Annotated in this window: 26 protein-coding genes and 1 pseudogene; 11 read left to right on the top strand and 16 right to left on the bottom strand. The window is 49.8% G+C overall.

Translation table 11 applies throughout. The features are described 5' to 3' along the window. Window positions 1-17: 17 nt before the first annotated feature. Window positions 18-575 carry a TetR/AcrR family transcriptional regulator gene (locus ACEVJL_RS12940; protein WP_235398672.1) on the bottom strand — a complete coding sequence of 186 codons (558 nt, stop codon included), beginning with the start codon at window positions 573-575 and terminating at the stop codon, window positions 18-20. A 236-nt stretch (window positions 576-811) separates the two neighbouring features. On the opposite strand from ACEVJL_RS12940, the gene ACEVJL_RS12935 reads away from it, so the two are divergent. Next, window positions 812-1,162: a DUF2200 domain-containing protein gene (locus ACEVJL_RS12935; RefSeq protein WP_008980388.1), complete on the top strand. Its 351-nt coding sequence runs from the start codon at window positions 812-814 to the stop codon at window positions 1,160-1,162. Between the two features lie 54 nt (window positions 1,163-1,216). On the opposite strand, the gene ACEVJL_RS12930 is transcribed toward ACEVJL_RS12935, so the two are convergent. Then, the gene (locus ACEVJL_RS12930) at window positions 1,217-1,666 is read right to left on the bottom strand and encodes a helix-turn-helix transcriptional regulator (protein ID WP_374738092.1); all 450 of its coding nucleotides are present in this window, start codon (window positions 1,664-1,666) and stop codon (window positions 1,217-1,219) included. A 154-nt stretch (window positions 1,667-1,820) separates the two neighbouring features. On the opposite strand from ACEVJL_RS12930, the gene ACEVJL_RS12925 reads away from it, so the two are divergent. Both ACEVJL_RS12925 and ACEVJL_RS12920 read left to right on the top strand, forming a co-directional pair. Further along, the gene (locus ACEVJL_RS12925; protein WP_374738091.1) at window positions 1,821-2,342 is read left to right on the top strand and encodes a pyridoxamine 5'-phosphate oxidase family protein; all 522 of its coding nucleotides are present in this window, start codon (window positions 1,821-1,823) and stop codon (window positions 2,340-2,342) included. A gap of 41 nt (window positions 2,343-2,383) precedes the next feature. Beyond that, window positions 2,384-2,590 (top strand): hypothetical protein, encoded by a 207-nt coding sequence (locus ACEVJL_RS12920; RefSeq protein ID WP_008980391.1) that lies wholly within the window; start codon window positions 2,384-2,386, stop codon window positions 2,588-2,590. 44 nt (window positions 2,591-2,634) lie between these two features. Here the strand turns inward: ACEVJL_RS12920 and ACEVJL_RS12915 are convergent, their stop codons facing one another. The 10 genes and pseudogenes from ACEVJL_RS12915 to ACEVJL_RS12870 form a co-directional block, all read right to left on the bottom strand. Next, the gene (locus ACEVJL_RS12915) at window positions 2,635-3,084 is read right to left on the bottom strand and encodes an arsenate reductase ArsC (protein WP_302668456.1); all 450 of its coding nucleotides are present in this window, start codon (window positions 3,082-3,084) and stop codon (window positions 2,635-2,637) included. Then, window positions 3,076-3,588: pseudogene (locus tag ACEVJL_RS12910) on the bottom strand (DUF5714 domain-containing protein); the annotation flags it as partial. The pseudogene ACEVJL_RS12910 and the gene ACEVJL_RS12915, both read right to left, overlap by 9 nt. Window positions 3,589-3,737: 149 nt before the next feature. After that, window positions 3,738-4,442 (bottom strand): alpha/beta hydrolase, encoded by a 705-nt coding sequence (locus tag ACEVJL_RS12905; protein ID WP_374738090.1) that lies wholly within the window; start codon window positions 4,440-4,442, stop codon window positions 3,738-3,740. Next, a complete protein-coding gene (locus tag ACEVJL_RS12900) occupies window positions 4,439-4,942 on the bottom strand; it encodes a DUF6933 domain-containing protein (RefSeq protein WP_374738089.1) in 504 nt (167 codons plus the stop codon). The genes ACEVJL_RS12905 and ACEVJL_RS12900 overlap by 4 nt, the downstream gene beginning before the upstream one ends. Beyond that, window positions 4,942-5,400, bottom strand: coding sequence for a metallophosphoesterase family protein (locus ACEVJL_RS12895; RefSeq protein WP_374738088.1), 459 nt, complete (start codon window positions 5,398-5,400; stop codon window positions 4,942-4,944). Before ACEVJL_RS12895 ends, ACEVJL_RS12900 begins: the two co-directional genes overlap by 1 nt. A 14-nt stretch (window positions 5,401-5,414) precedes the next feature. Beyond that, complete coding sequence (locus ACEVJL_RS12890; protein ID WP_235398678.1) at window positions 5,415-6,053, bottom strand: Vat family streptogramin A O-acetyltransferase; 639 nt, start codon at window positions 6,051-6,053, stop codon at window positions 5,415-5,417. A gap of 12 nt (window positions 6,054-6,065) precedes the next feature. Further along, entirely contained in the window at window positions 6,066-6,524 is a 459-nt protein-coding gene (locus ACEVJL_RS12885; RefSeq protein ID WP_235398679.1) for a flavodoxin family protein, read from the bottom strand. Then, window positions 6,524-7,231 carry an SDR family oxidoreductase gene (locus ACEVJL_RS12880; protein WP_302668453.1) on the bottom strand — a complete coding sequence of 236 codons (708 nt, stop codon included), beginning with the start codon at window positions 7,229-7,231 and terminating at the stop codon, window positions 6,524-6,526. Before ACEVJL_RS12880 ends, ACEVJL_RS12885 begins: the two co-directional genes overlap by 1 nt. Before the next feature lie 12 nt (window positions 7,232-7,243). Then, a complete protein-coding gene (locus ACEVJL_RS12875) occupies window positions 7,244-7,558 on the bottom strand; it encodes a TIGR04076 family protein (protein ID WP_151075598.1) in 315 nt (104 codons plus the stop codon). Then, entirely contained in the window at window positions 7,555-7,965 is a 411-nt protein-coding gene (locus ACEVJL_RS12870; protein ID WP_235398681.1) for a peptide deformylase, read from the bottom strand. Before ACEVJL_RS12870 ends, ACEVJL_RS12875 begins: the two co-directional genes overlap by 4 nt. A gap of 251 nt (window positions 7,966-8,216) precedes the next feature. Here ACEVJL_RS12870 and ACEVJL_RS12865 point away from each other — a divergent pair, with 251 nt between their 5' ends. From ACEVJL_RS12865 to ACEVJL_RS12855, 3 genes are all read left to right on the top strand, one after another. Next, window positions 8,217-8,741 (top strand): XRE family transcriptional regulator, encoded by a 525-nt coding sequence (locus ACEVJL_RS12865; RefSeq protein ID WP_235398682.1) that lies wholly within the window; start codon window positions 8,217-8,219, stop codon window positions 8,739-8,741. Window positions 8,742-8,920: 179 nt separating this feature from the next. Beyond that, window positions 8,921-9,598, top strand: coding sequence for a TIGR00266 family protein (locus tag ACEVJL_RS12860; protein ID WP_235398683.1), 678 nt, complete (start codon window positions 8,921-8,923; stop codon window positions 9,596-9,598). 98 nt (window positions 9,599-9,696) lie between these two features. After that, complete coding sequence (locus tag ACEVJL_RS12855) at window positions 9,697-10,437, top strand: DUF975 family protein (RefSeq protein ID WP_235398684.1); 741 nt, start codon at window positions 9,697-9,699, stop codon at window positions 10,435-10,437. An 82-nt stretch (window positions 10,438-10,519) separates the two neighbouring features. Here ACEVJL_RS12855 and ACEVJL_RS12850 read toward each other — a convergent pair whose 3' ends face one another. The 3 genes from ACEVJL_RS12850 to ACEVJL_RS12840 form a co-directional block, all read right to left on the bottom strand. After that, the gene (locus ACEVJL_RS12850) at window positions 10,520-11,875 is read right to left on the bottom strand and encodes an NAD(P)H-dependent oxidoreductase (protein WP_374738087.1); all 1,356 of its coding nucleotides are present in this window, start codon (window positions 11,873-11,875) and stop codon (window positions 10,520-10,522) included. Continuing rightward, window positions 11,872-12,423 (bottom strand): helix-turn-helix transcriptional regulator, encoded by a 552-nt coding sequence (locus tag ACEVJL_RS12845; RefSeq protein WP_374738086.1) that lies wholly within the window; start codon window positions 12,421-12,423, stop codon window positions 11,872-11,874. The genes ACEVJL_RS12850 and ACEVJL_RS12845 overlap by 4 nt, the downstream gene beginning before the upstream one ends. Before the next feature lie 164 nt (window positions 12,424-12,587). Next, on the bottom strand, window positions 12,588-12,758 hold the full coding sequence (locus ACEVJL_RS12840; protein ID WP_374738085.1) for a hypothetical protein: 171 nt from the start codon (window positions 12,756-12,758) through the stop codon (window positions 12,588-12,590). Between the two features lie 197 nt (window positions 12,759-12,955). Here ACEVJL_RS12840 and ACEVJL_RS12835 point away from each other — a divergent pair, with 197 nt between their 5' ends. Together ACEVJL_RS12835 and ACEVJL_RS12830 are read left to right on the top strand one after the other, a co-directional pair. Further along, on the top strand, window positions 12,956-14,002 hold the full coding sequence (locus ACEVJL_RS12835) for a catabolite control protein A (RefSeq protein WP_374738084.1): 1,047 nt from the start codon (window positions 12,956-12,958) through the stop codon (window positions 14,000-14,002). Window positions 14,003-14,345: 343 nt separating this feature from the next. Then, a complete protein-coding gene (locus ACEVJL_RS12830) occupies window positions 14,346-15,494 on the top strand; it encodes an aldo/keto reductase (protein ID WP_374738083.1) in 1,149 nt (382 codons plus the stop codon). Between the two features lie 541 nt (window positions 15,495-16,035). Here the strand turns inward: ACEVJL_RS12830 and ACEVJL_RS12825 are convergent. Next, complete coding sequence (locus tag ACEVJL_RS12825) at window positions 16,036-16,710, bottom strand: alpha/beta hydrolase (protein WP_151075685.1); 675 nt, start codon at window positions 16,708-16,710, stop codon at window positions 16,036-16,038. Between the two features lie 296 nt (window positions 16,711-17,006). On the opposite strand from ACEVJL_RS12825, the gene ACEVJL_RS12820 reads away from it, so the two are divergent. From ACEVJL_RS12820 to ACEVJL_RS12810, 3 genes are all read left to right on the top strand, one after another. Next, complete coding sequence (locus ACEVJL_RS12820) at window positions 17,007-17,210, top strand: helix-turn-helix domain-containing protein (protein ID WP_071429296.1); 204 nt, start codon at window positions 17,007-17,009, stop codon at window positions 17,208-17,210. 95 nt (window positions 17,211-17,305) lie between these two features. Beyond that, window positions 17,306-18,742, top strand: coding sequence for a helix-turn-helix domain-containing protein (locus ACEVJL_RS12815; RefSeq protein WP_076944432.1), 1,437 nt, complete (start codon window positions 17,306-17,308; stop codon window positions 18,740-18,742). Beyond that, the gene (locus tag ACEVJL_RS12810) at window positions 18,735-20,327 is read left to right on the top strand and encodes an ATP-binding protein (protein ID WP_374738082.1); all 1,593 of its coding nucleotides are present in this window, start codon (window positions 18,735-18,737) and stop codon (window positions 20,325-20,327) included. The genes ACEVJL_RS12815 and ACEVJL_RS12810 overlap by 8 nt, the downstream gene beginning before the upstream one ends. Window positions 20,328-20,361 lie beyond the last annotated feature (34 nt).

Raw genomic sequence — 20,361 nt, 5'->3', positions numbered from 1 at the left:
ACTGGCCGGTGGGAATTTTAATAGAGAGTCCTGCGGACGATCTCTAGTACAGCGGTTGGATCATAATCCTGCCGCAGTAAGGCTGACAGCATTAGGGAAAACAGAAGATCTGCAAATTTTTCCGCTGTAAATTGTTCTGTGAAGGCGTCTGGCCGCACTTTGGTGTCCCGATGTAAAACGGAGTACAATCCTTCCAAAATGTGCTGCCAGGTCTGCTGCATCTTTCGTCTCCCGTCCGATTTGTCTTCTCCCATAAAGCCCAGGGAGTGGAGGGTAAAGAATCCGGGATATTGTTTGCAGCCATATTCCATTCGTTCGTACAGCCAGGTAATGCAGGCCTGGGTGTCCTGAAACACAGCTCCATCCTCCGGGCGGTGGAAGATCTCACACCAGACGCTTTCCACGGTGGCGCCAACCAGGGCAGACTTGGAGTCAAAGTAGTTGTAAATGGAACCAACCGATACTCCGCAGGCCGCCGCCACTGAACGAATATTGACGGCCGACCAGCCCTCTCGCTGGATCAGTTCCCGGCTGGTTTTTAAGATATCCTCTTTTGATGTGACAACGGTATTCATCCAATCACCTCAATATGAACAATGTTCATTATAGGGATTTATCCGTTGTTGTCAAGTGTGATTTGTATCGTAACTTTTGCTGGGACTGGATTGCCGATAAACAAAAGGGTGATTGTCTGTGACTATAAGACCGCTTTGATTGTCAGATGGGGATGCTCATGGTATGATAAGAATATCAAATAAAGTGCCTGTCAAGAACCTTTGCCGGGTGGCTGAGGTTTGGAAAGGAGAAGTATATGCCCCGTACTGATGTAACGCAGATGCCTTTTGCAAAACTATACCCGCTGCTGGTAAACAAGGCCGGAAAAAAGGGCCGCAGCAGGGAAGAGGTGGATCAGGTGACCGCTTGGCTCACCGGGTATACCGCGGAGGAGATTGCCCATCTGGAGCAGTCTGATACCAGCTACGGCGACTTCTTTCGGAAGGCTCCTGCCTTGAATCCAAACCGGACTAAAATTACAGGTAAGATATGTGGGATCCGGGTAGAGGAGATCGAAGACCCGCTGATGCGGGAGATTCGGTATCTGGATAAACTGGTGGATGAGCTGGCCAAGGGAAAATCCATGGAACAGATTTTGAGAACATAAATGAAATCCCCCTATTCTGTGCTGCAACAAGCATAGAATAGGGGAATTGTTTACTTACATTTGTCCCTTCCATACCCGGGCCAAAATATCTTTGAGCACGAGCAGAGCGTCGGTGTTGTTATAGCCGTAGTCCACCCGCAGCAGGGTGAGCATCTCGCGCAGGGCCGGAGCATAGTCATTGATACGCACCGTTTTATGGTAGGTGGCAAGCACCGGGTACTTCTTGCTCCATACCTTGTTCCAGTCGATCCGGGCCTGGGCCTCGTCACTAACGCGGTCAATCATTTGCTGGGCCTGCTGCTCATCAAAATCGTACTCAATAAGCTCGTCCAGGGTCATGTGGTAGAGCATAGCCAGTCCCTTGGACTGCCGGATGTCGGGCAGAGTCTCATTGGTCTCCCATTTGGAGATGGTCTGGCGGCTGACTCCCAGCTTTTCCGCCACGCTTTCCTGGGATAATCCGCTTTTTTTCCGGGCGTGATATAAGCTGCTCCCTAAACTCATAACAGTTTCCTCCTGATACTACATGTTCTGCACTTCAGTATACCGTCCGGACAGCAAAAAATCTACCAAGCGAAACACACACTTTCGCCCGGTTTCCTGACATTTCCCATGCGGCTGTGCTATACTGGAGAAAACGGAGATGGGAGGGATCTGTGTGACAAAGGAGGAGTATCAAGCAGCTGCCCGCTACTGGGAGGAAAAGGACGCAGACAGCGTCAAACTGGAGCCCGGGAAGCTGCGCTCCATGGTGGAAGAGTATATCCGGTCCAACAATACCTGCGCTCTGGCCACCGGGACAGGGGACTATGTGCGCTGCACCCCCATTGAGTACAGCTGGCACGACGGATGCTTCTGGATGTTCAGTGAGGGAGGCAAGAAATTCATTGGCCTTGAACAGAATCCCCATGTGTGTCTGGCCATCTATGACCGGTACGAGGGCTTTGGGTCACTCCATGGGATGCAGGTCATGGGTTTGGCGGAGTTGGTAGAGCCGTTCAGTGAGGCTTACAACGACCACGCCGCACGCAAAAAGATTTCTTTGGAGTTTCTGCGTAAACTGCCGTCTCCCATGCACTTAATTTGTGTTCGGCCTACTCGCATCGACTGCCTGTTCTCTGACTTCAAAAAGCTGGGATGCGCTCCGCGGCAGACGTTGTTGCTGGAGGAGACATTGTGACAGGAGCAAAACATTCAGACAGAGCCGATAGGAGGCAAAGCATGGTATATTCCGAAGAGGAACTTCTGGAGGCCAAACGGCAGATCGATTCCACCCTGCATAAGTTGGCAGAGACCATCAAAACCCTGGAGGGAAAAGAAAACCCTGCCCGCTATAAGTCTCAGATCACCTTGGCTAAGCGGCGCATCCAAGCCTTTACCCTTGCAGTGGATCTGATCCAGAGAGAACTGGAGCAGAGGACAACATGATAACAAAAAGCCCGGAGCATCTGAAACTCCGGGTTTTCCTGTTCTTAGAATGGTCCCAGCTTACCGCTCTGGATGCGGCGCTTCAGGTCGAGCACCTTCTTCTCGATTTGGGTCATGACAGCGAGAAATTCTTTATCTTCCTTGCCGCTGGGATCATCCAGGCCCCAATCCTCCCGATGGGAACAGGGGAACGTGGGACACTGGACATTGCAGCCCATGGTAACGACGATATCTACCGGCGGAAGGTCGGAGAGCGGTTTATTGTACTGGGTCTGTTCCATATTGATGCCGTGTACCTGTTTCATCAGGCGTACCGCGTCGGGATTGATTCGGGCGCCGGGTTCAGTGCCGGCAGAAAAGCTATCAAACACATCGCCGGCCAGTTTTTTGCCCAGTGCCTGGGCCATCTGGCTGCGGCAGGAGTTGTGAACGCAGAGAAAAGCCACCTTGGGCTTTTTGTGGTTAGCAACAGAGAAGGGGCAGCGCTTGCCGATGCACTGGTTGTTTTGACTGCTGTAAGAGCAGACGGGGAGAGTCCGTTCCATCTCCACCCCAAGATGCTCCCGGGTAAAGTCAATAGCGGCCAGGATGGACAAAAAGGAATCCCGTTTACAGCACCGGGGGCCGCCCGCCTTGCCGATGCTTTCCAGCGCCCGAGCGGTCATCTGGTTGCTCAGCCCCCAAGGTTCCTGGGCCAGTGGTGTGGACTGCGTGGCAATGGCCAAAAACTGTCCCGCACTGATCCCAGCCCCGCAGGCGCCCCAAAAGCCGCAGGCTCCGCCGGGAACTTCTTTGCCCCGGCTGTACATCTCGCGAAGGGCGGCTTCCAAATCCAAGCTGTCTCCGGCATTTTTATAGGCGGTGAGCAGAGCGGCTCCCACCATGACATGGTGTTCCGGGCCGTGCATATGGCAGAAGGGGAGATCCATCATCCGTCGGACAATGGCCACAGGGTCTTTGGAGGTCTCAGAGAGACACAGGCCAAAGATGCTGTCCATGCCCTGGGTATGGCAGTCATTGCACACATAGTGTCCGTTTACGCAGCGCGTTTTGCTGGGTTCTTTTTTATGGCAGATAGCGCACTCCATGATCTCATCCTGGATCAGATATTCCAGGGGCGCCCGACAAATCAAACATTCTTCCCGGTTCAAACCTCTGTTTCCTCCCATTTTTGCAGCGCAGCATGTTGTTCCGGTGTATGAAACCAGTGTTCTCCACCTTCCAACACAGTGAGCTTAGCATTGTGTTGATGAGTATACTCTTCCACAGTATGACGGGGAGTCATATTGTCCCCACTTCCGTAGAGAATGCAGATAGGGCAGTCCCAATGGTGGACTGGATGCTCCCGTACCCAGCATAGATACGTCCAGGATAGGGTTTGGCCAAAAGAGGTGGCGATTTCACCCTGCTCCTTTAGTTGTTCTTCCGACACTCCGGCCCAGCCCATCATAGTCAAAATCAAGCGTTCCATGTCCACAATAGGGGAGACAAGTAGAGCGCGACGGGGTGTGTCCAAGGCCAGCATAGCAAAATAAGCTCCGATGCTGTTGGCACGGAGAGAGACCGTTTTCCAGTGCTGCTTTGACCAATACAGCGCAGCTTGAATGTCTGGTACTGCTGTCCATGGGGTAAATACATCATCTCGATTCTGACGTTCTCCATGACCAGGCAGATCAATGGACAGTACCTGGTACCCCTTGGGACAGGCTATCAGAGCAAAGGCTGCAGCTTCTTCTTTATGCCCCATTTGTCCGTGGAGAAATAGATATCCTCGCTGCGCAGGTTCCCCATATAAAATCGCGGGAATCATACCAATTTGAATGTGTTGGGTTTTCATTGTTTTGCCTTTCATTGGGTTAGTATCAACGCCATCCGCTCCAGACCCAGTCCAAGCCCCTCATAGCCTACACATCGGCTGGGGCGGGTGTTGACGGCATGATCCAGCAGAGGCTGAGCTTGGTTGGAAGTGTCCAAACATAGATCCAGTGCCAGCACATCTTCCCAGGCCCGGTTTAGGAAGGCTACCTCACGGCGGCCGTGGGTACGGGTGATTTCAATCGTGCCTGCCTGACGCAGGTAGTCCGCGGCCTGTTCGTTGGAAAACCCGGCGGCAGTGAGACTGTCGAGCAGTCCCTCCCGGAACAGTCCTGGGATGTCCACCCACTGGAAAGGGGATACATCATAGCGGACAAAGGTATACCGGCTGTGGCAGTGGACAGCCAGAAGGGACTTGTGCCCCCGCAGGTCAATGACATGAAGATCCCAGCAAAAACGCCGGTCCGACTCAGTGCCATACTCCGGCGTTTTAACCTTCAGAAATCGCTGGAGAGGAAAAGTAAGACCCAGTTCCATTACTTCACCTCGTGGGGGATGGTGATCTTTGTTACCTGAATGTGCCCGTCTGCAATCTCCACCATCATCATGGTGATCTCCTGATGAAACCGCCTGGGACCGCAGGAGCCGGGATTGAGCCATAAAATACCGTCTTTCGCCTCCTGAAGATACTTGTGGGAGTGGCCGAACACCACGGCATCCACACCGGAAAGGTCCGCTGGCACTTCTTTTTTGTTGTGAACCATATAAAAGGTCACGCCATCCAGGGTAACTGTGAGATCGTGGGGGATAGCTTCTGCCCACTCTTTGTCGTTATTGCCCCGAACGATGTAGAGGGGAGCGTGCTGCCGCAGCTCGTCCACGATGCCGGGTTTATTGATGTCGCCGCCGTGGAGAATGGCGTCGACGTCTTTCAGATATTCCAGTACCTCGGGCCGAAGCAGGCCGTGGGTGTCGGAGAGAATGGCAAGTTTCATGGGGATATCTCCTGTCATGGGTTAATTTTGCGAATCTGTTCCAGATCACCGCTGCATAAGGTTTCCAGATTGCGGAAGATTTTCTCCGGCTCCCAGTCCCACCACCGGAGTTCCAGTAAGTAGGCCGTCAGTTCCTGGTTGAAACGGGGACGGATCACACGGCAGGGATTTCCCGCTGCGATGGTGTAAGGCGGAATATTGCTGGATACCACGGAGTTGGCCCCGATAATCGCACCGTCGCCAATGTGGACACCGGGCAGGACGGTGACATTTTGCCCCATCCACACATCGTTGCCCACGACAGTATCGCCCTTAAAGGGCAGCTCGTCCAATGTGGGTGTGCATTTCTCCCAGCCATGGGCAAAGATATTGAAGGGGTAGGTGGTAACCGAGGCCATGCGGTGGTTTGCGCCGTTCATGACAAACTCAACGCCCTTGCCGATGGCGCAGAACTTCCCAATCATCAGCTTGTCCCCGATAAACTCATAGTGGTGAGTCACATGGGACTCAAAGTCCTCGCCCCCGGTGGCCGCATCATCATAGTAGGTATAATCGCCCACCTGAATGTTGGGACGGGTAATGACATTCTTAATGTAGCAGACGCTGGGAATGTTCTCGTTTGGGTGGACAGCGTTGGGGTTGGGTCCAAACATTGTGAAGCCTCCTTATCCCTGTGGGTTCTGTGCTTGGATTTTCCGGTAAAACTTGCGGGCGTTTTCCAGGTCCCGCGCATCCGGATGTCTCTTGGCAATGCCGCCAATCAGCTTGAAGGGACCGAAGGTATCGTAGCCCTTGCAGGAAAACTCACCCAGCACCGGGCAGTTTTTCTCTCTGGCGATCTTAGCCACGGATTTCGCACCGCTGCCCTTGGCTCCACCGTAGGTATAGACGAAAAACACCGGCTTACCCTGGGGCAGATACTGCCGGGCAAACTCCACGACGGCCTTTTGAAAGTCAAAGCCGTAGATGCCGGAGGCAAAGCCGATGCAGTTATACTCTTCCAGCCGGACTGTCTGTCGGGTTGTCACATCAATGAGGTCGAGATTTCCTTCACCAGCCATGGCCTCCAGAACCTTTCGGGTATTCCCATGGTGGTGGGAGTAGTAACAGACAGCCGTTTTCATCAGTTTCCCTCCAAGGTCCAGCCAAAGTCGTTATGGTAGATCATCTGGCGGGTCATGCCGCCGTCAATGCAGATGTTCTCTCCGGTAATAAAGCCCGCTTTGTCCGAGCAGAGATAGAGAACCATGTTAGCAATATCCAACGGATTGCCTACCCGGCCGGCGGGCTGCTGGATCGCGTCCGGACCTTCATAGACCGTATAGTCCGTGTCGATCCAACCAGGGGAGACAGAGTTCACCCGCACCTTTCCGCTGAGACTCACCGCCAGCGCGTGGGTCAGGGCGGAAATGCCGCCCTTGGCGGCTGTGTAGCTCTCGGTCTGGGGCTGGCTCATCCGGTCCCGGGAGGAGGAAATATTTACAATAGCCCCGCCGGGAGCAAAGTGGGGAGTAAACAGCTTGGCAAGGTAAAAGGGAGCGGTAACCCCTACCCGCAGCGCGTAGTTGAATTCCTCATAGGTACACGCATCGATGCCCTTCATCAGGGGCAGAGCGTTGTTGATGAGATAGTCCACATGGCCGTGGTCGGCAATGACCTTGCGGGCGAAGTCCTCCAAGACGGCCTGGTCGGCCAGGTCGCCCACAAAATAATCGTTGGGTAGCAGGTCGATGACACACACCTGGGCCCCTTCCTTCCGAAATTGTTCCGCAATGGCCTTGCCGATGCCTTTGGCGCCGCCGGTGACGACGGCAACTTTGTTTTCAAACATAGCGATTCCTCCTTACTCGGCATCCTCATCCAGAGCTTCTACCAAAAAGCTCACCGGACGAAAGCCGTCGTTGCAGGAGAGCATGGCAGACTTAGGATTTTTCATCCAGCCGTCATAAAAGTTCTTTCCGCCGTGGCTCAGGGCCAGTACAAAGGGGGAGAGGGTATCCCAGGCACTTTGGCAAAAGCCATCCGGCTTCTCCCAGCCATTGGCGATAAAAACCTGTCCCACTTTCATGTCGCAGGCGTGGGAGATAGGATTTTCGTACTGGGCCATCAGATCCTCATATTGCGTGATACGCATAACAGTGATCTTACATTTTTTCATATGATGATACCCTCGCAGTGGTCAATTTCGTGCTGGATGATCTGAGCGGTCCAGCCGGTAAAGGTTTTCAGCCGCTCCTGAAATTTTTCATTCTGCCAGCGAACTTTGATGGACTTCCACCGCTTGGCCGGACGGGTACCGGTGAGGGAGAGACAGCCCTCCTCCGCCTCATAGGGACCGGATTGTTTGATGATTTCCGGGTTAAACATGACCATGTAGGTGCCCTCGTTGTCAAAGACGATAATTCGCTTATTGATGCCAATCATATTAGCTGCCATGCCCACACAGCCGGCCTTGTGGTGCTCCAGGGTTTCCAGCAGGTCGGCAGCGATGGGAAGGTCGTCCGGGGTGGCAGGCTCTGCCTTTTGAGCCAAAAAGGTTTCGTCTTTACAGATATCTCGAATCATAATTGATTTCTCCTGATGTAATAATTAACTGCTTGGTTATGAAGGTCTTATTTATTGGGATAAATCCCGCTTGATCGTGCGGCCTATGGCATAGAATCCCATATTGGGCATTATAGCACAGCAAGAAAGATGATTCCAATGTTTCTGCCCGCATAGTACGGAAATAAATTGTCTTTTTTTCTTATATGCCGTATAATAGTACTAACATTATGCCGCATTTCCATATTCTCCGATCAGAGAGGAAGATAAATATGGCTCGAGTATCCACCAAAGAAAATAAGACCATTTACCAGCTCACGCGGGAGGGTTTAAAGCTGACCCGGGAAGAGGCCGGTGAACTGTTGGAAACCATGTCTCCCGAACGGATCGAGAAGATTGAAAATGAACGATCCATGCCTCATCCTGATGAAGTACTTCTGATGTCAGATAAGTATAAGCAGCCAGGGCTGTGCAACCACTACTGTGCCAACCAGTGTCCCATCGGGCAGCAGTATGTTCCGGAGATCAAAATTAAAGAGCTGTCTCAAATCGTGTTGGAAATGCTGGCCTCACTGAACTCCATGAACAAGCAGAAGGACCGTTTGATTGAAATTACAGCCGATGGAAAAATCACGGATGATGAGCTGGAGGACTTTATCCATATTCAGGAGGAGTTGGAACGGATTTCGATTACTGTGGAGACCCTTCAGCTCTGGTGTGAGAAAATGCTGGATCATGGAGTGATTGATGTGGAGCGGTATAACGCCCACCGTAAGTGCGCGAAAGCCGAGGCTTAATTTTCTCTTTTTGCGGAAATAAACCATTGTAATTTGCGCCTGCATACCTTTATTCTCATGGCACATCTCAGTAGAATAAAAGCATACAAGAGATGCTGTTTATTCCAAGGAGCAAAAGCAGAAATCTTTTGTTGGATGACCATGCAATCCACTTAAAATTATTTTATGGAGGGAAAGATATGCGTTACGAAGTAAAAGGTGGCTCGTTTCCGGTTGTTGTGTGTAATCTGGACAGCGGAGAGCAGATGATCACAGAAAAAGGCTCTATGGTCTGGATGAGCCCCAACATGAAAATGGATACCCGTGGCGGTGGCCTTGGCAAGATGTTCTCCAAGGCATTTTCCGGCGAGAGCATGTTCCAGAATACTTACACGGCTCAGGGTGAAGGCATGATCGCCTTTGGTTCCAGCTTCCCGGGACAGATCAAAGTGGTTACGATTGCACCCGGGCAGGAAATGATCGTACAGAAGAGCGCGTTCCTGGCGGCAGAATCCGGTGTAGAACTATCTATCCACTTCAGCAAAAAACTCGGGGCTGGCTTTTTCGGGGGAGAGGGCTTTATTATGCAGCGCCTGTCCGGCTGCGGGATCGCCTTTGTAGAGATCGATGGCGAATTGGTGGAATATGAATTAAAGCCCGGCCAGCAGATCGTTGTGGATACCGGAAATGTGGCAGGCTTTGAGCCGGGCGTCCAGATGGATATCCAGCAGGTGCCCGGACTGAAGAACAAGCTGCTGGGCGGAGAGGGCCTGTTCAACACGGTCCTTACCGGCCCGGGCCTTGTATGGCTGCAGACCATGCCCATTTGCAATGTGGCGGCGTCCATTCGTCCCTTTATCCCCACTGGGAATGGCTGACGAATTGGAGTCTGCGCAGAACGAACCTCTGTGCTGCTTGCGTAGAAAAGTCAATGTCCCGTTCCAATCGGCAATGTGCAGACTGAAAGGAGGGCCAAATGAAATACGCGGCTGATTTTCGCAGTATTGCAAGAGAATCCTTGCGAGGGAAATGGCTGTTTGCGGTTGCAGCTGGTCTGGTTGCAGTGCTCTTGGGCGGTATCAGTTCGGATGGACCTGAGATCAAGTTCCATGTCGATGCTGCGGGTGCAAGCGCCAGTCTGGAACTTGCAGGACAGAATATTTATTCTACCAGCAAAGGATTGGGACCGGAGCTGAGTACGTTCCTGATTGGAGGCGCTGTTTATCTTATCCTGATTGCCATTGTGTTTGCTGTGGCCTACTTTATTCTTGGCAGCATCATTGGCGTTGGGTACGCGCGGTTTAATCTGCGGATGGTAGATCAGGAAAATCCGGCCTTTGATGTTCTGTTTGCTTATTTTCCCTACTGGAAGACGATGGCTGCAGCCCGGTTTCTTCAGAGCCTCTACATCCTGCTGTGGACCCTGCTGCTGATCATCCCCGGCATTATCGCCACATACAGCTATGCGATGACGGAATTCATCTTGGCGGAGCAACCTGAGCTTACGGCCAGTGAAGCCATTGCCCGTTCCAAAGAGCTGATGACAGGAAACCGTTGGCGGCTGTTCTGTCTGCACTTCAGCTTCATTGGCTGGCACATCCTGTGTATATTTACTTTGGGAATTGGCAATCTGTGGTTGAATCCGTATATACAAACGGCGACAGCAGCATTTTACCGTGAGATTTCCGGCTCTGTACCCGAAATCGGATACGTTTAAGCGGAAATGCACGCGGATGAATTCTTAATGTAACAGAAAAGCAGGTCCCCTTCGTGGGGACCTGCTTTTTTGTCCAATAATCTTATTTACCAATCTCTTTTGCCTGTTCCACAACTTTTTGGTAAGGGCCAATGATATACTGGTTCATTTGTCCTTTCATCTTTTTCTGTACCGACGGAACTGCAAGCATAGCGCCCACCAGTTTCATCTGTAAAATACGTTTCTTTTGCTTCTGAGGGAAGTCGTAGATGCCGTGGGCCTTATAAAATTTGTGGTCAGCCTTCATCATACCCTGCATCACATAGATGAGGTCGCGGAAAATCTTCATGCCGCCCACGCCATAAAAGTTGGCCGGGCGGGACAGCTTCTTTTCCATGGCAAACACCAGAGCATCGGCCAGAGTCTGAATTTCGGATGCAGGATCCCCCTCGTCTGTGGCTACACCGCACAGATAGTTGCCGCCCACCTCGCTGCGGCCCTCGATGATCATGCGTAGATTGCTTTCATACCGATAGTCGCCGCTGATGAGATAGGCAATGGGAGTGCCGTGGGTCACGGTCCGGTGGCCGTTACAAAACTGACGGTCATTGAAGCATTTGAAGCTGGAGTGGGTGTAGTGGTCTGAGATGGTAAAGGCATAGACAAAGGCGTCGGCGGACTGGATGGTGCTGCGTAAAAACGCATCAAATCCATCCTTGTAGACGCATGTTCCGGTGATGGCACAGCCAAAACACCCCAGACAGCCGCCGTCAAAGGGGAATTCCCGCAGGTTCACCACCCGGCTCTCAAAGGGCAGTGCGGTACGAAAGTCCGTGATCATGTTCTGAAGATTTTCATCGTCAGGGGAGTAGTTGGTGACGATGACCACATCCTTGGCCTTGCTCTTGGCTGCGCAAGGCAGCACCGGCTGATAGACTCGTTTCTCCCGCTGGGGCGCGCTGACAGGCGGTGTCACAAACAACCCGTGCTCACAGGAAAACATCAGCTGGTCAAAAAAGTTCCGGGCATCCCGCTGACCCTGTTCAGTGAGCAGGTCATCCATGTCGGCAGACAGCCCCCGCACAACCTTCATTCCAAGATCAAAGCAGTTCTCCTCCACATAGCGGTGGGCGGTCACGTCATAGAAGTGCTTGGATGTCGTGATCTGGGAGACGAATTTCCCAGAGAGATCCACGCCGTCGGCCTTGATGAGCTCGATGAGCCGGTGGAGCTGATAGGGTGCAATAAAGGTATAGACCGGGTAACAGAACAGCAGCAGATCTGCCTGCTCCAACTGGCGGTGCAGCGGGGCAAAGTCTTTCTCATAGCTTTTAATGCGCTGCCCCACCGGAAGCACAGTAAAGGTGTGTTCGGGATGCAGTGCCTGTAAATATAGGGCAGTGTGGACCGTGGTGGAGTTTTTGCCCTTGGGGCTGGCGTTTAATACAAGAATATTCATGGGTGTTCCTCCAATTCGTGAAGCAGGCGGCTATACCAGCCGATTTCAAATTCTGCGGCGGCGATGCCGTACTGGATGGTGTATCCCTGAAAGCGCAATACCTGGGGCCAGTCGATGCCCGGCGGAAGTGCCTTGGGGTCCATCTGTTGGAAATACTCCTGGATTGCACAGAGCACCCCGCGGGTCTCTTCCATCTGCCGGATGTAGTCCCGGATCGCGGCGAGACGTTCCTCCGGCTGGGCAAGGCCTGCGAAAAACAGCCGGGATAGTTCCATGTTTTTTACCCGGTCCGCCTGCATGGGCTGAGCAACCCAGCGGGAAAAGGATGCCCGGCCGGTTTCTGTGATGGAAAATCTCTTTTTGCGGCGTTTTCCCTCTGCGGTTTCGCTGGCTGTCACCTTGCCCTCTTTTTCCAGCTTGGAAAGGGCGGTCTGTACACTGCCCGCGCTGTGGGAGCAGATCAGGGCTAGGTTTTTCTTAATAAACTGCTGCAATTCATACCCGGTCATGGGGGAGAGAATGAGCAGGCCTAAAATCAGATATTCCATAGCGCCCTCCAATATATCGAATAGATATATTATAAGCGAGAGGTAGACTTCCGTCAATCTGCAGCGCAGATGTTTCAACCGGCAAATAAGAAGAGCAGGTCCCGGACATGGGACCTGCTCAAATTTTGGGTATGTATGTGATATCTTCCGGCAAAGAGGGGAGTTTACTGGATGCGGAAACCATTGGAGCACTTTTCAACGGCATAGTCCAATTTTTCATTCTTAGAGGGAAAATCCAATCGTTCATATCCATCTTCCTCGTGGAAGGATACGATATGCTCCGTCCAGTCGATCCACAGGGAGGGGAAATTGGCTGCTTCCTGATCCTTGTCCATAGGTTCTCCAATCCTTCTTTCTAAGTTTTCGTGTTGTCAGCTTCTGTTTATATGGGGATGCTGCTGACCAGACGCTCAATTTCTTGCTGGAGCCTTGTTTTTTCCGCGGTAGTCTGGTCCATCAAAGTCTGCAGATAGTCCAACACGCTGCAAATTTGGCTTCTGGTATTTTGTACCTGGTCCTGGGATTGATGAATTTGATCCAGTACGGCCCAGTCAGCAAAGAGGCCGTCAAAGAAATAGTCGGCAACGCGAAGAAACCCGTCAATGTTGACCTGGAAGTCGGCGGCGATATCGATGAGATTGCAGATATGGAGATCGGCGTTAGCATGACAGATGACGATTACAACACCACCTACACAGGCCCCTGCCAGCTCAAGACCTCTGTCGCTGAGACCCACGACTACGGCACGGACCATTATCAGAATACCATTACCAGCGGTGCCGCCATGAATACCTATGGATATGAAATGGTACATTTCTCACAGGACACTCTCTATGACAAAAACGGGGTAAAGCTGCTCTCCAGTGGTGTCATGACCAACCGTGAAAGAGAAACTGCTCTTTTGCTGGAGTTAGAGAACACCACGGGCAGCGTGGTATATTTGTCCACATCGGATATTACTATCAATGGTTTGCTGGTGAACAGCTCCACATGGTCTAGCAATGCCATCAATCCCGGTAAACGCTGCATTGTGGATGTAGATCTCTCGGATGTGCTGGCCTCTCCCTATTGGAATGTATATGGCATCACTCAGGTGGGTGCGGTCTCCCTCTCTTTGGAGCAGTGTAATGCGGACGGCATCGAAATCGCGGCAGAAACCCCGGTAGAAATTGTTGTCCCCGATGTGAATGTCTCTTTCGATGAGACAGGTACTTCGGAGGTTTACAACAGCAATGGGCTGGAAATCATGTTCAAGGACATTATAAAGGACCCTTCCGATTACAGCTCAGATTTGCATGTGCTCCTGTTGGTAGAAAACAACAGCGGGAAGACGCGCACTATTCACGATGTGTACGATTCACTCTCGGTAAACGGATTTATGACTGATTACTCATATTACGGCCAGGAACTGGAAGACGGACAGTCGGCTGTCATCGAGATAAAGCTACGGGAGTCTTCGCTGGCAGATAACCAGATTTCTTCTGCTTCTGATATTCAGGAAATTGAGTTCAGACTTGAGATTGTTGAGGGATATACGGCCATTGATGAGCCTACGCTGACGCTCATACTCGGGGAATAGGCTTGATGATTCGCTCTGAAACGCCCCCAAGCATAGAACAACATCAAACCAAAGAATCGAAGAAATCCACACAGCAGACATAACAGTTTTCAACATATTATGGACAAAGAATTCGCTTCCTGAACGATCCGGATTGAAATGTGCTTTCGGCATGTTCTGCTTTGCCTTCTTTTGATAGACGATGGCCAGATAACAGACTCAAATTATGAGGACAGCCGGTCAAAGAGTTATTCAAACGCAGTGGCATTGACCAGCTGAGAAAGTATGGTAAGATAAAGATACATACTGACTAGGCCAAAGGGGCATCAGAACAAAATTTTTGGACCAGGGGAGGAGCGTTTCTATGCGATATCGGGCGTTGGGGAAAACAGGGCTGACAGTCAGCGAAATCGGACTGGGAGCGGAGTGGCTGGAGCGTCACAGTGCGGAGGAGGTCAGGGCAGTGATCAATTGCTGTGAGGCTCAGGGAATCAACATCCTGGACTGCTGGATGCCGGAGCCCAATGTGCGCTCCAACATTGGCTCAGCCATCGCTGGGAAGAGGGAGCGCTGGATCATCCAGGGGCACTTCGGTGCCACCTGGCAGAAGGGTCAATATGTCCGAACCCGGGACATGAACAAGGTGAAGCCGGCTTTCGAGGACTTGCTCAGCCGGCTGGGGACCGACTACATTGATCTGGGTATGATCCACTTTGTAGACGAGGAGGCTGAGTTCCACCGCATTATGGAGGGAGAGTTCCTGGCTTATGTGAAGGAACAAAAAGCCAAGGGGATCATCCGCCACATTGGCCTGAGTACCCACAATCCCAAGGTGGGCATCCTGGCCGCCCTGAGCGGGGAGATCGAGATGCTCTTGTTCAGCATCAACCCTGCGTTCGATCTGCTTCCTGCCAGCGAGGATATGAACGACTATTTTTCCGCGGAGCACTACTTGGAGGGGCTGGGCGGCATTCACCCGGACCGTGCCGAGCTCTATAAGCTGTGTGAACAGAGAGGTGTGGGGATCACCGTGATGAAGGGATATGCTGGTGGGCGGCTGTTTTCCGCGAGTACCTCCCCCTTCGGTGTGGCGCTGACCCCGGTGCAGTGTATCCACTACGCTTTGACCCGACCGGCAGTGGCCAGCATCCTGGCGGGCTACGACAGCCCGGAGCATGTACTGGAGGCGGTGGCCTATGAGACGGCCTCCGAGGAGGAACGGGACTATGCCAGCACCCTGGCTGGTGCGCCACGCCATGCCTATTTTGGGCAGTGTACTTATTGCGGCCACTGTGCTCCTTGCCCCAAGGGCATAGACATCGCCATGGTCAACAAGCTCTACGACCTGGCGGCGATGCAGCCCCAGGTTCCAGAGTCCATCCGGGCTCACTACCAGGCACTGAGCGCCAGGGCAGAGGACTGCATTGCCTGTGGGAATTGTGAGAAACGGTGTCCCTTTGGTGTGGCGGTGATTGAGCGGATGGAGAAGATCAAGGCACTCCACCTGCTCTGAGCCACGGCAGGAGTTCCGAAGCGCAGAGCTTCTGTGCTCCATCGCCCATCTCTGCTAACAGAAATACTTCCCGACCAGGGGCGGCATCCGCCGCTCCCGGCCGGGAAGCATTTTCCTACAAGGATAGTATTTTCTGAACTATGAGAGCGTTAGCCCTTTTTAGAATCTTAGTTAGGCATCTGTTTGCAATTGTTCGTTCCTGTTGCTTGAAACTCCCAAACGGTTGAACTAAATTTTTTCTGGTTATTTCTAATTGGTTTTAACCCTTTCCGCTACATTTCACTCACTCTTTGACGCTCTTAATTCCACTGTTTCCGAGTACTCCGGCGCTGTCTGTGGTCAAACATGTGGTCAAAGAGTCCTTCTTGACCAGGCGCGGTATCCGCTGCCGCCGCCTGTCCAGAAGGGCTCTTTTTCATGTTCAGGTTTGGGGTATTGTACCTCTGCAGAGGCTGAGATACAAGTTGTTTTTTCGTTTTAGGCATATCAAATTTTAACACGCCTATACAAAGAATACAGGTTGGTGGGAGGCGGGCCTAACTCATCTGCTCAGCAGCCAGCAAAGGCCCGCGGCGGTGCGCTCCGTCGCATGGTCGTAGTGGTTCCCAGAGTTCAACTGAAACACCGTGTCGATCCCCTTATCCTGGTAGAATGCCTGAATCTCTTCCGTGTTCTGCCTGACATTCCGCAGGACTGGGTTCCGAGTCTTGCTCTCCTTGTCTCCCAAGGAGAAGTACATGCAGTCCGGCCAACGCTTTGGCTCGTAGGAGAAGATATAGTCCTTCATTCTGGGAAACCAGAGAGAGCCAGACATACTGCCCATCCGAGAAAATAGATCCGTCTGGTAGATCGCATACAGGGCAAACAGCCCCGCCAGAGAGTACCCGGCGATCCCTCTCCAACAAGGGACTTCATCAATCGCCTTCTCTGCCGCTGGAATAATCTCCTCGGTGAGGAGACGCAGGTAGTCGTCCGCACCACCAGTGCAGGGCTCAGCATTTTTGAAAGCAGGCGGACTGTTCCAGGGAACCATATCGTGGTTCCAGTCCAGATCACTGATAGCCACCAAGGTAAACGGCGGACAATCGGATGCCTGCGTGGCCGCAAATACCTTCTGACCTTCATCGGAAAAGGTATGTAGGTAGATTGCTGGCCCTCCGACTTTGCCCCCTGGGAAAACAGATATTCTTTTGCCGTCTATTGTGAAGGTTGGCATTTTGCTTCCCCCAATTTTCACTTTAACGATTGATAACCGTTGAAAGTCAAATTATTTTACAGCAAAGAGTCTTTGGATGCAATAGATGCGAGACATGAAAGTTACATAGGCCCCTGTTGTAAAGAAACTAAAAATCATGCGAATGCATGATTTTCTTGCGTATTTCTGCTGAATATGCTATTATTATACACAACGCTGTCAGGTGTTGGAAGAGACCTTGGCGGCATAGCTGCAATCTCCAAAATGCTCTGCCGTCTGGCAGGGCATTTTGCATATTGGCGTGGAGGAATCTTGTTATGGCGGTTAGCTATAAAAAGCTTTGGAAACTTCTTATCGACAAAGACATGAAGAAAAAAGATCTGTGTGTGAAAGCAGGCATTAGTCCTGCCTCAGTCACCAAAATGGGTCGAAATGGTCATGTTAGCACAGAAATACTTTTAAAAATTTGCATGGCGTTAAATTGCCAAATAGAGGACATTGTGGAGATTGTACCCGATTGAAAATGAGACCACTATTTTGGACAATTAATGCGATAGAATGAACAGAATTTAAAAACGGAGACGTTATTGTTAACTATAATAAGGTGAGTGAAACAATGCTATTGACTACAAAGGAAATTGCTCAAAAATGGGGGGTTTCTGTTACTTGGGTTACTATACTCTGTAAAAAAGGGCGCATCAAAGGTGCAGTGAGGGATGGTAACAGATGGTATATTCCTGAAGATGCAAAAAAACCAGCAGATCGTCGCACAAATAAAGAGGCTCCTGGTAAAAAACGATTTAGATTTGTGGATCTGTTTGCTGGTATTGGCGGTTTTCATCAGGCAATGAGGTATCTGGGTGGCGAATGTGTTATGGCAGCTGAGATTAATGAGGAATGTAGGAAAACATACCAACTTAATTATCATACCCAAGAAAAAGAAATTCGCCGAGATGTAACAGAAATAGATCCGTTAACTATTGCGCCGTTTGATGTCTTGTGTGCTGGGTTTCCATGCCAACCGTTTAGTAAAGCTGGCGCCCAAAAGGGCTTTCAGGATAAAAAACGTGGCAATCTATTTTATACAATAATGAACATTCTCGATGCGCATCCAGAAGTCAAGTTTATTATTCTTGAAAATGTTCGAAATTTAGCGGACAAGACTGAGAATTGGGGCATTATTACATCCGAATTGATGCAACGCAATTTCTATATTACAGAAGAACCACTTATCCTCTCTCCTTCAGATTTCGGAATTCCTCAAATTCGTGAAAGAGTATATATACTTGGGATTCGGAAGGATATTCGAAATGAGAAAATTCTAAGCAACGGATTTATTCATAAAACTGACTTACACTTAGAAAAGTATCTTCGAAAGTGTAAGATGGGGGATGCATGGACAATACTGGAAGAAAATGTTGATGACTCTTATATGATCTCTGAAGAGCAGGAAAAGATGATTTTCGCATGGGATGAATTTAGAATTGGCACAGGGATTAAGGTGATTGGATTTCCTATCTGGATAGATAGTTTTGGCGTAGGGATTGATGATGATCAGGCCGTTTTCCAAGCACAAGGATATGGCGATATGCCCAAATGGAAGAAAAATTTTTTGGAACGAAATAGAAAGCTGTATTTAGACAATAGAATTTTTATTGATAACTGGATTCAAAAGTATGACATGCTAAATAGAATTAAATTATTCAAAAAATTTGAATGGAATTGTGGTGCAGATGTCTCCGATATCCATGATTGTCTAATACAAATTCGTCAATCAGGAATCCGTGCAAAGCGTCCTACATTCTATCCCTCCCTTGTCGCTATTGTAAATACTCCTATTATTTGGGACAGAAAGAAGAATCATTTTAGGAAATTAACTCCCAGAGAAGCTGCAAATTTGCAAAGCTTTCATGGCGGATTTAAGTTCCGTGGTACAGATGCTACACAGTATAAACAACTCGGAAACTCAGTAAATGTTCGTGTGTTGAAAATTTTAGGGGAACGCCTGTTTGCATTAGCGAACGACGGATGGGATGGTGACTTTGATGGCTAAAAAACTAAATATCAGGCCAACAAGCGGTGTCTATGCTACATATAAACGGCTTAGCTATCAACCTTGGACTGCTATTGCCGAGTTTGTTGACAATTCTACGCAGAGTTTTTTCGATCACAAAAATGAACTTATGTCGCAAAAATATGCAAAGGGACTTCGGATAACTATTGACTATATCGAAGACAAGGATATGGGTGATTCCATTGAAATCTATGATGATGCATATGGTATGGAATGGTCAGACTTTCAACGAGCTGTAGTTCTCGATAGGCCGCCTCAGAAAACGACAGGCCGAAACGAATTTGGAATGGGGCTTAAAACTGCGGCTTGTTGGTTCGGATCTGTTTGGTCAGTTGAATCAACGCAACTTGGATCAAGAAATAAGTATTATACTGAGATTAACATTGACGATCTTGGAAAATACAAAACAGAAGAGATTGATGTACGAGAAGATTTAGTTAGCGCCAAAGAACACTACACAAAAATTGTAATTAAGAAACTAAATAAACGTATAGTTGGCCCTAGAACAGTTGGTAAGGTAAAAGAACTTCTTAGCAGCATCTATCGAGAAGACATTAGATCTGGATTAGTTAAAATATTTTACAATGGCACTTTACTTCAATTTAAAGAAGCACCTGTTTTTGTTGAAAATATTAACGGGCAGAACAAAGCGTGGAAAAAAGAAATAGAATTTACCGTCAATCATGAAGGTAAAGATTTGTATGTGTCTGGATTTATTGCAATCCGAATTCCAGGTAGTGTGAAAGATGCTGGTTTTACTCTTATTCGGCGAGGAAGAGTGATTGTTGGAGGATCTGAAAAAAATTATCGTCCAGTTGAATTATTTGGTGATGCAAATTCTTATGCATGGCAGAGACTATACGGAGAACTGCATATGGATAATTGGCCTGTTACACAGGCAAAAGACAACTTTGACTGGCACAATAGTGGTTTAGAGGAAGCATTTATCGAGGCACTGCAGAATTTTACACAAGACTATCGTCGCAAGGCAGAAAGTATTCGTGTGCGAGAAAAAATTCATACAAAAGACCTTGTACACTTGGCAACACAAGACCTTTCTGGCTCTGGTCTAGTTCAAAATCTACAAATCGAAATTGTTGAAGAGGAACCCAACCAACCTCAAAATCCGGCTAAAAAAGCTATTCAAGAAAAATTGACAGATTTGCAACAAGAGAACTCTTCACAAGAAGAGGTAGTTACGCCAAGTGATGACGGAGTGACTATTGAGGGTGGAAATCATGTCAATTATCGTTTTATGTATAAACACATAGAATATCTTTTTCATATTATTTTTGATATGAGTGACCCTACAATGGATTGGTTGCTTGTGGAAGCTGATGGCGAAAATGAATATACACTCTCTATCAATATGCGTCATTCCTTTTTCAAACCACTCATTGAAAAACGAGAGTTCATGCCAATTATGATGCGGATGTCCATTGCACTTGTATTGGCCGAAATAGAGTCAATGACGGTTTCTGCATACGGCGGTGGCCAGCGGCCACGGTTGCGGAGCTCAGCGGCCGCTGTGCGGCCTAACGGCCACCCCAATATAGACAGCTAATTGAAGTAGTTCGGAAATTCTCCATAATGATGGT

Origin of the sequence: Flintibacter porci (assembly GCF_041925195.1) — a bacterium.
GTDB classification, from domain to species: domain Bacteria; phylum Bacillota; class Clostridia; order Oscillospirales; family Oscillospiraceae; genus Lawsonibacter; species Lawsonibacter porci.
The sequence above is the reverse complement of the archived record's forward strand: the minus strand, read 5'-3'. Positions and strand labels throughout refer to the sequence as shown.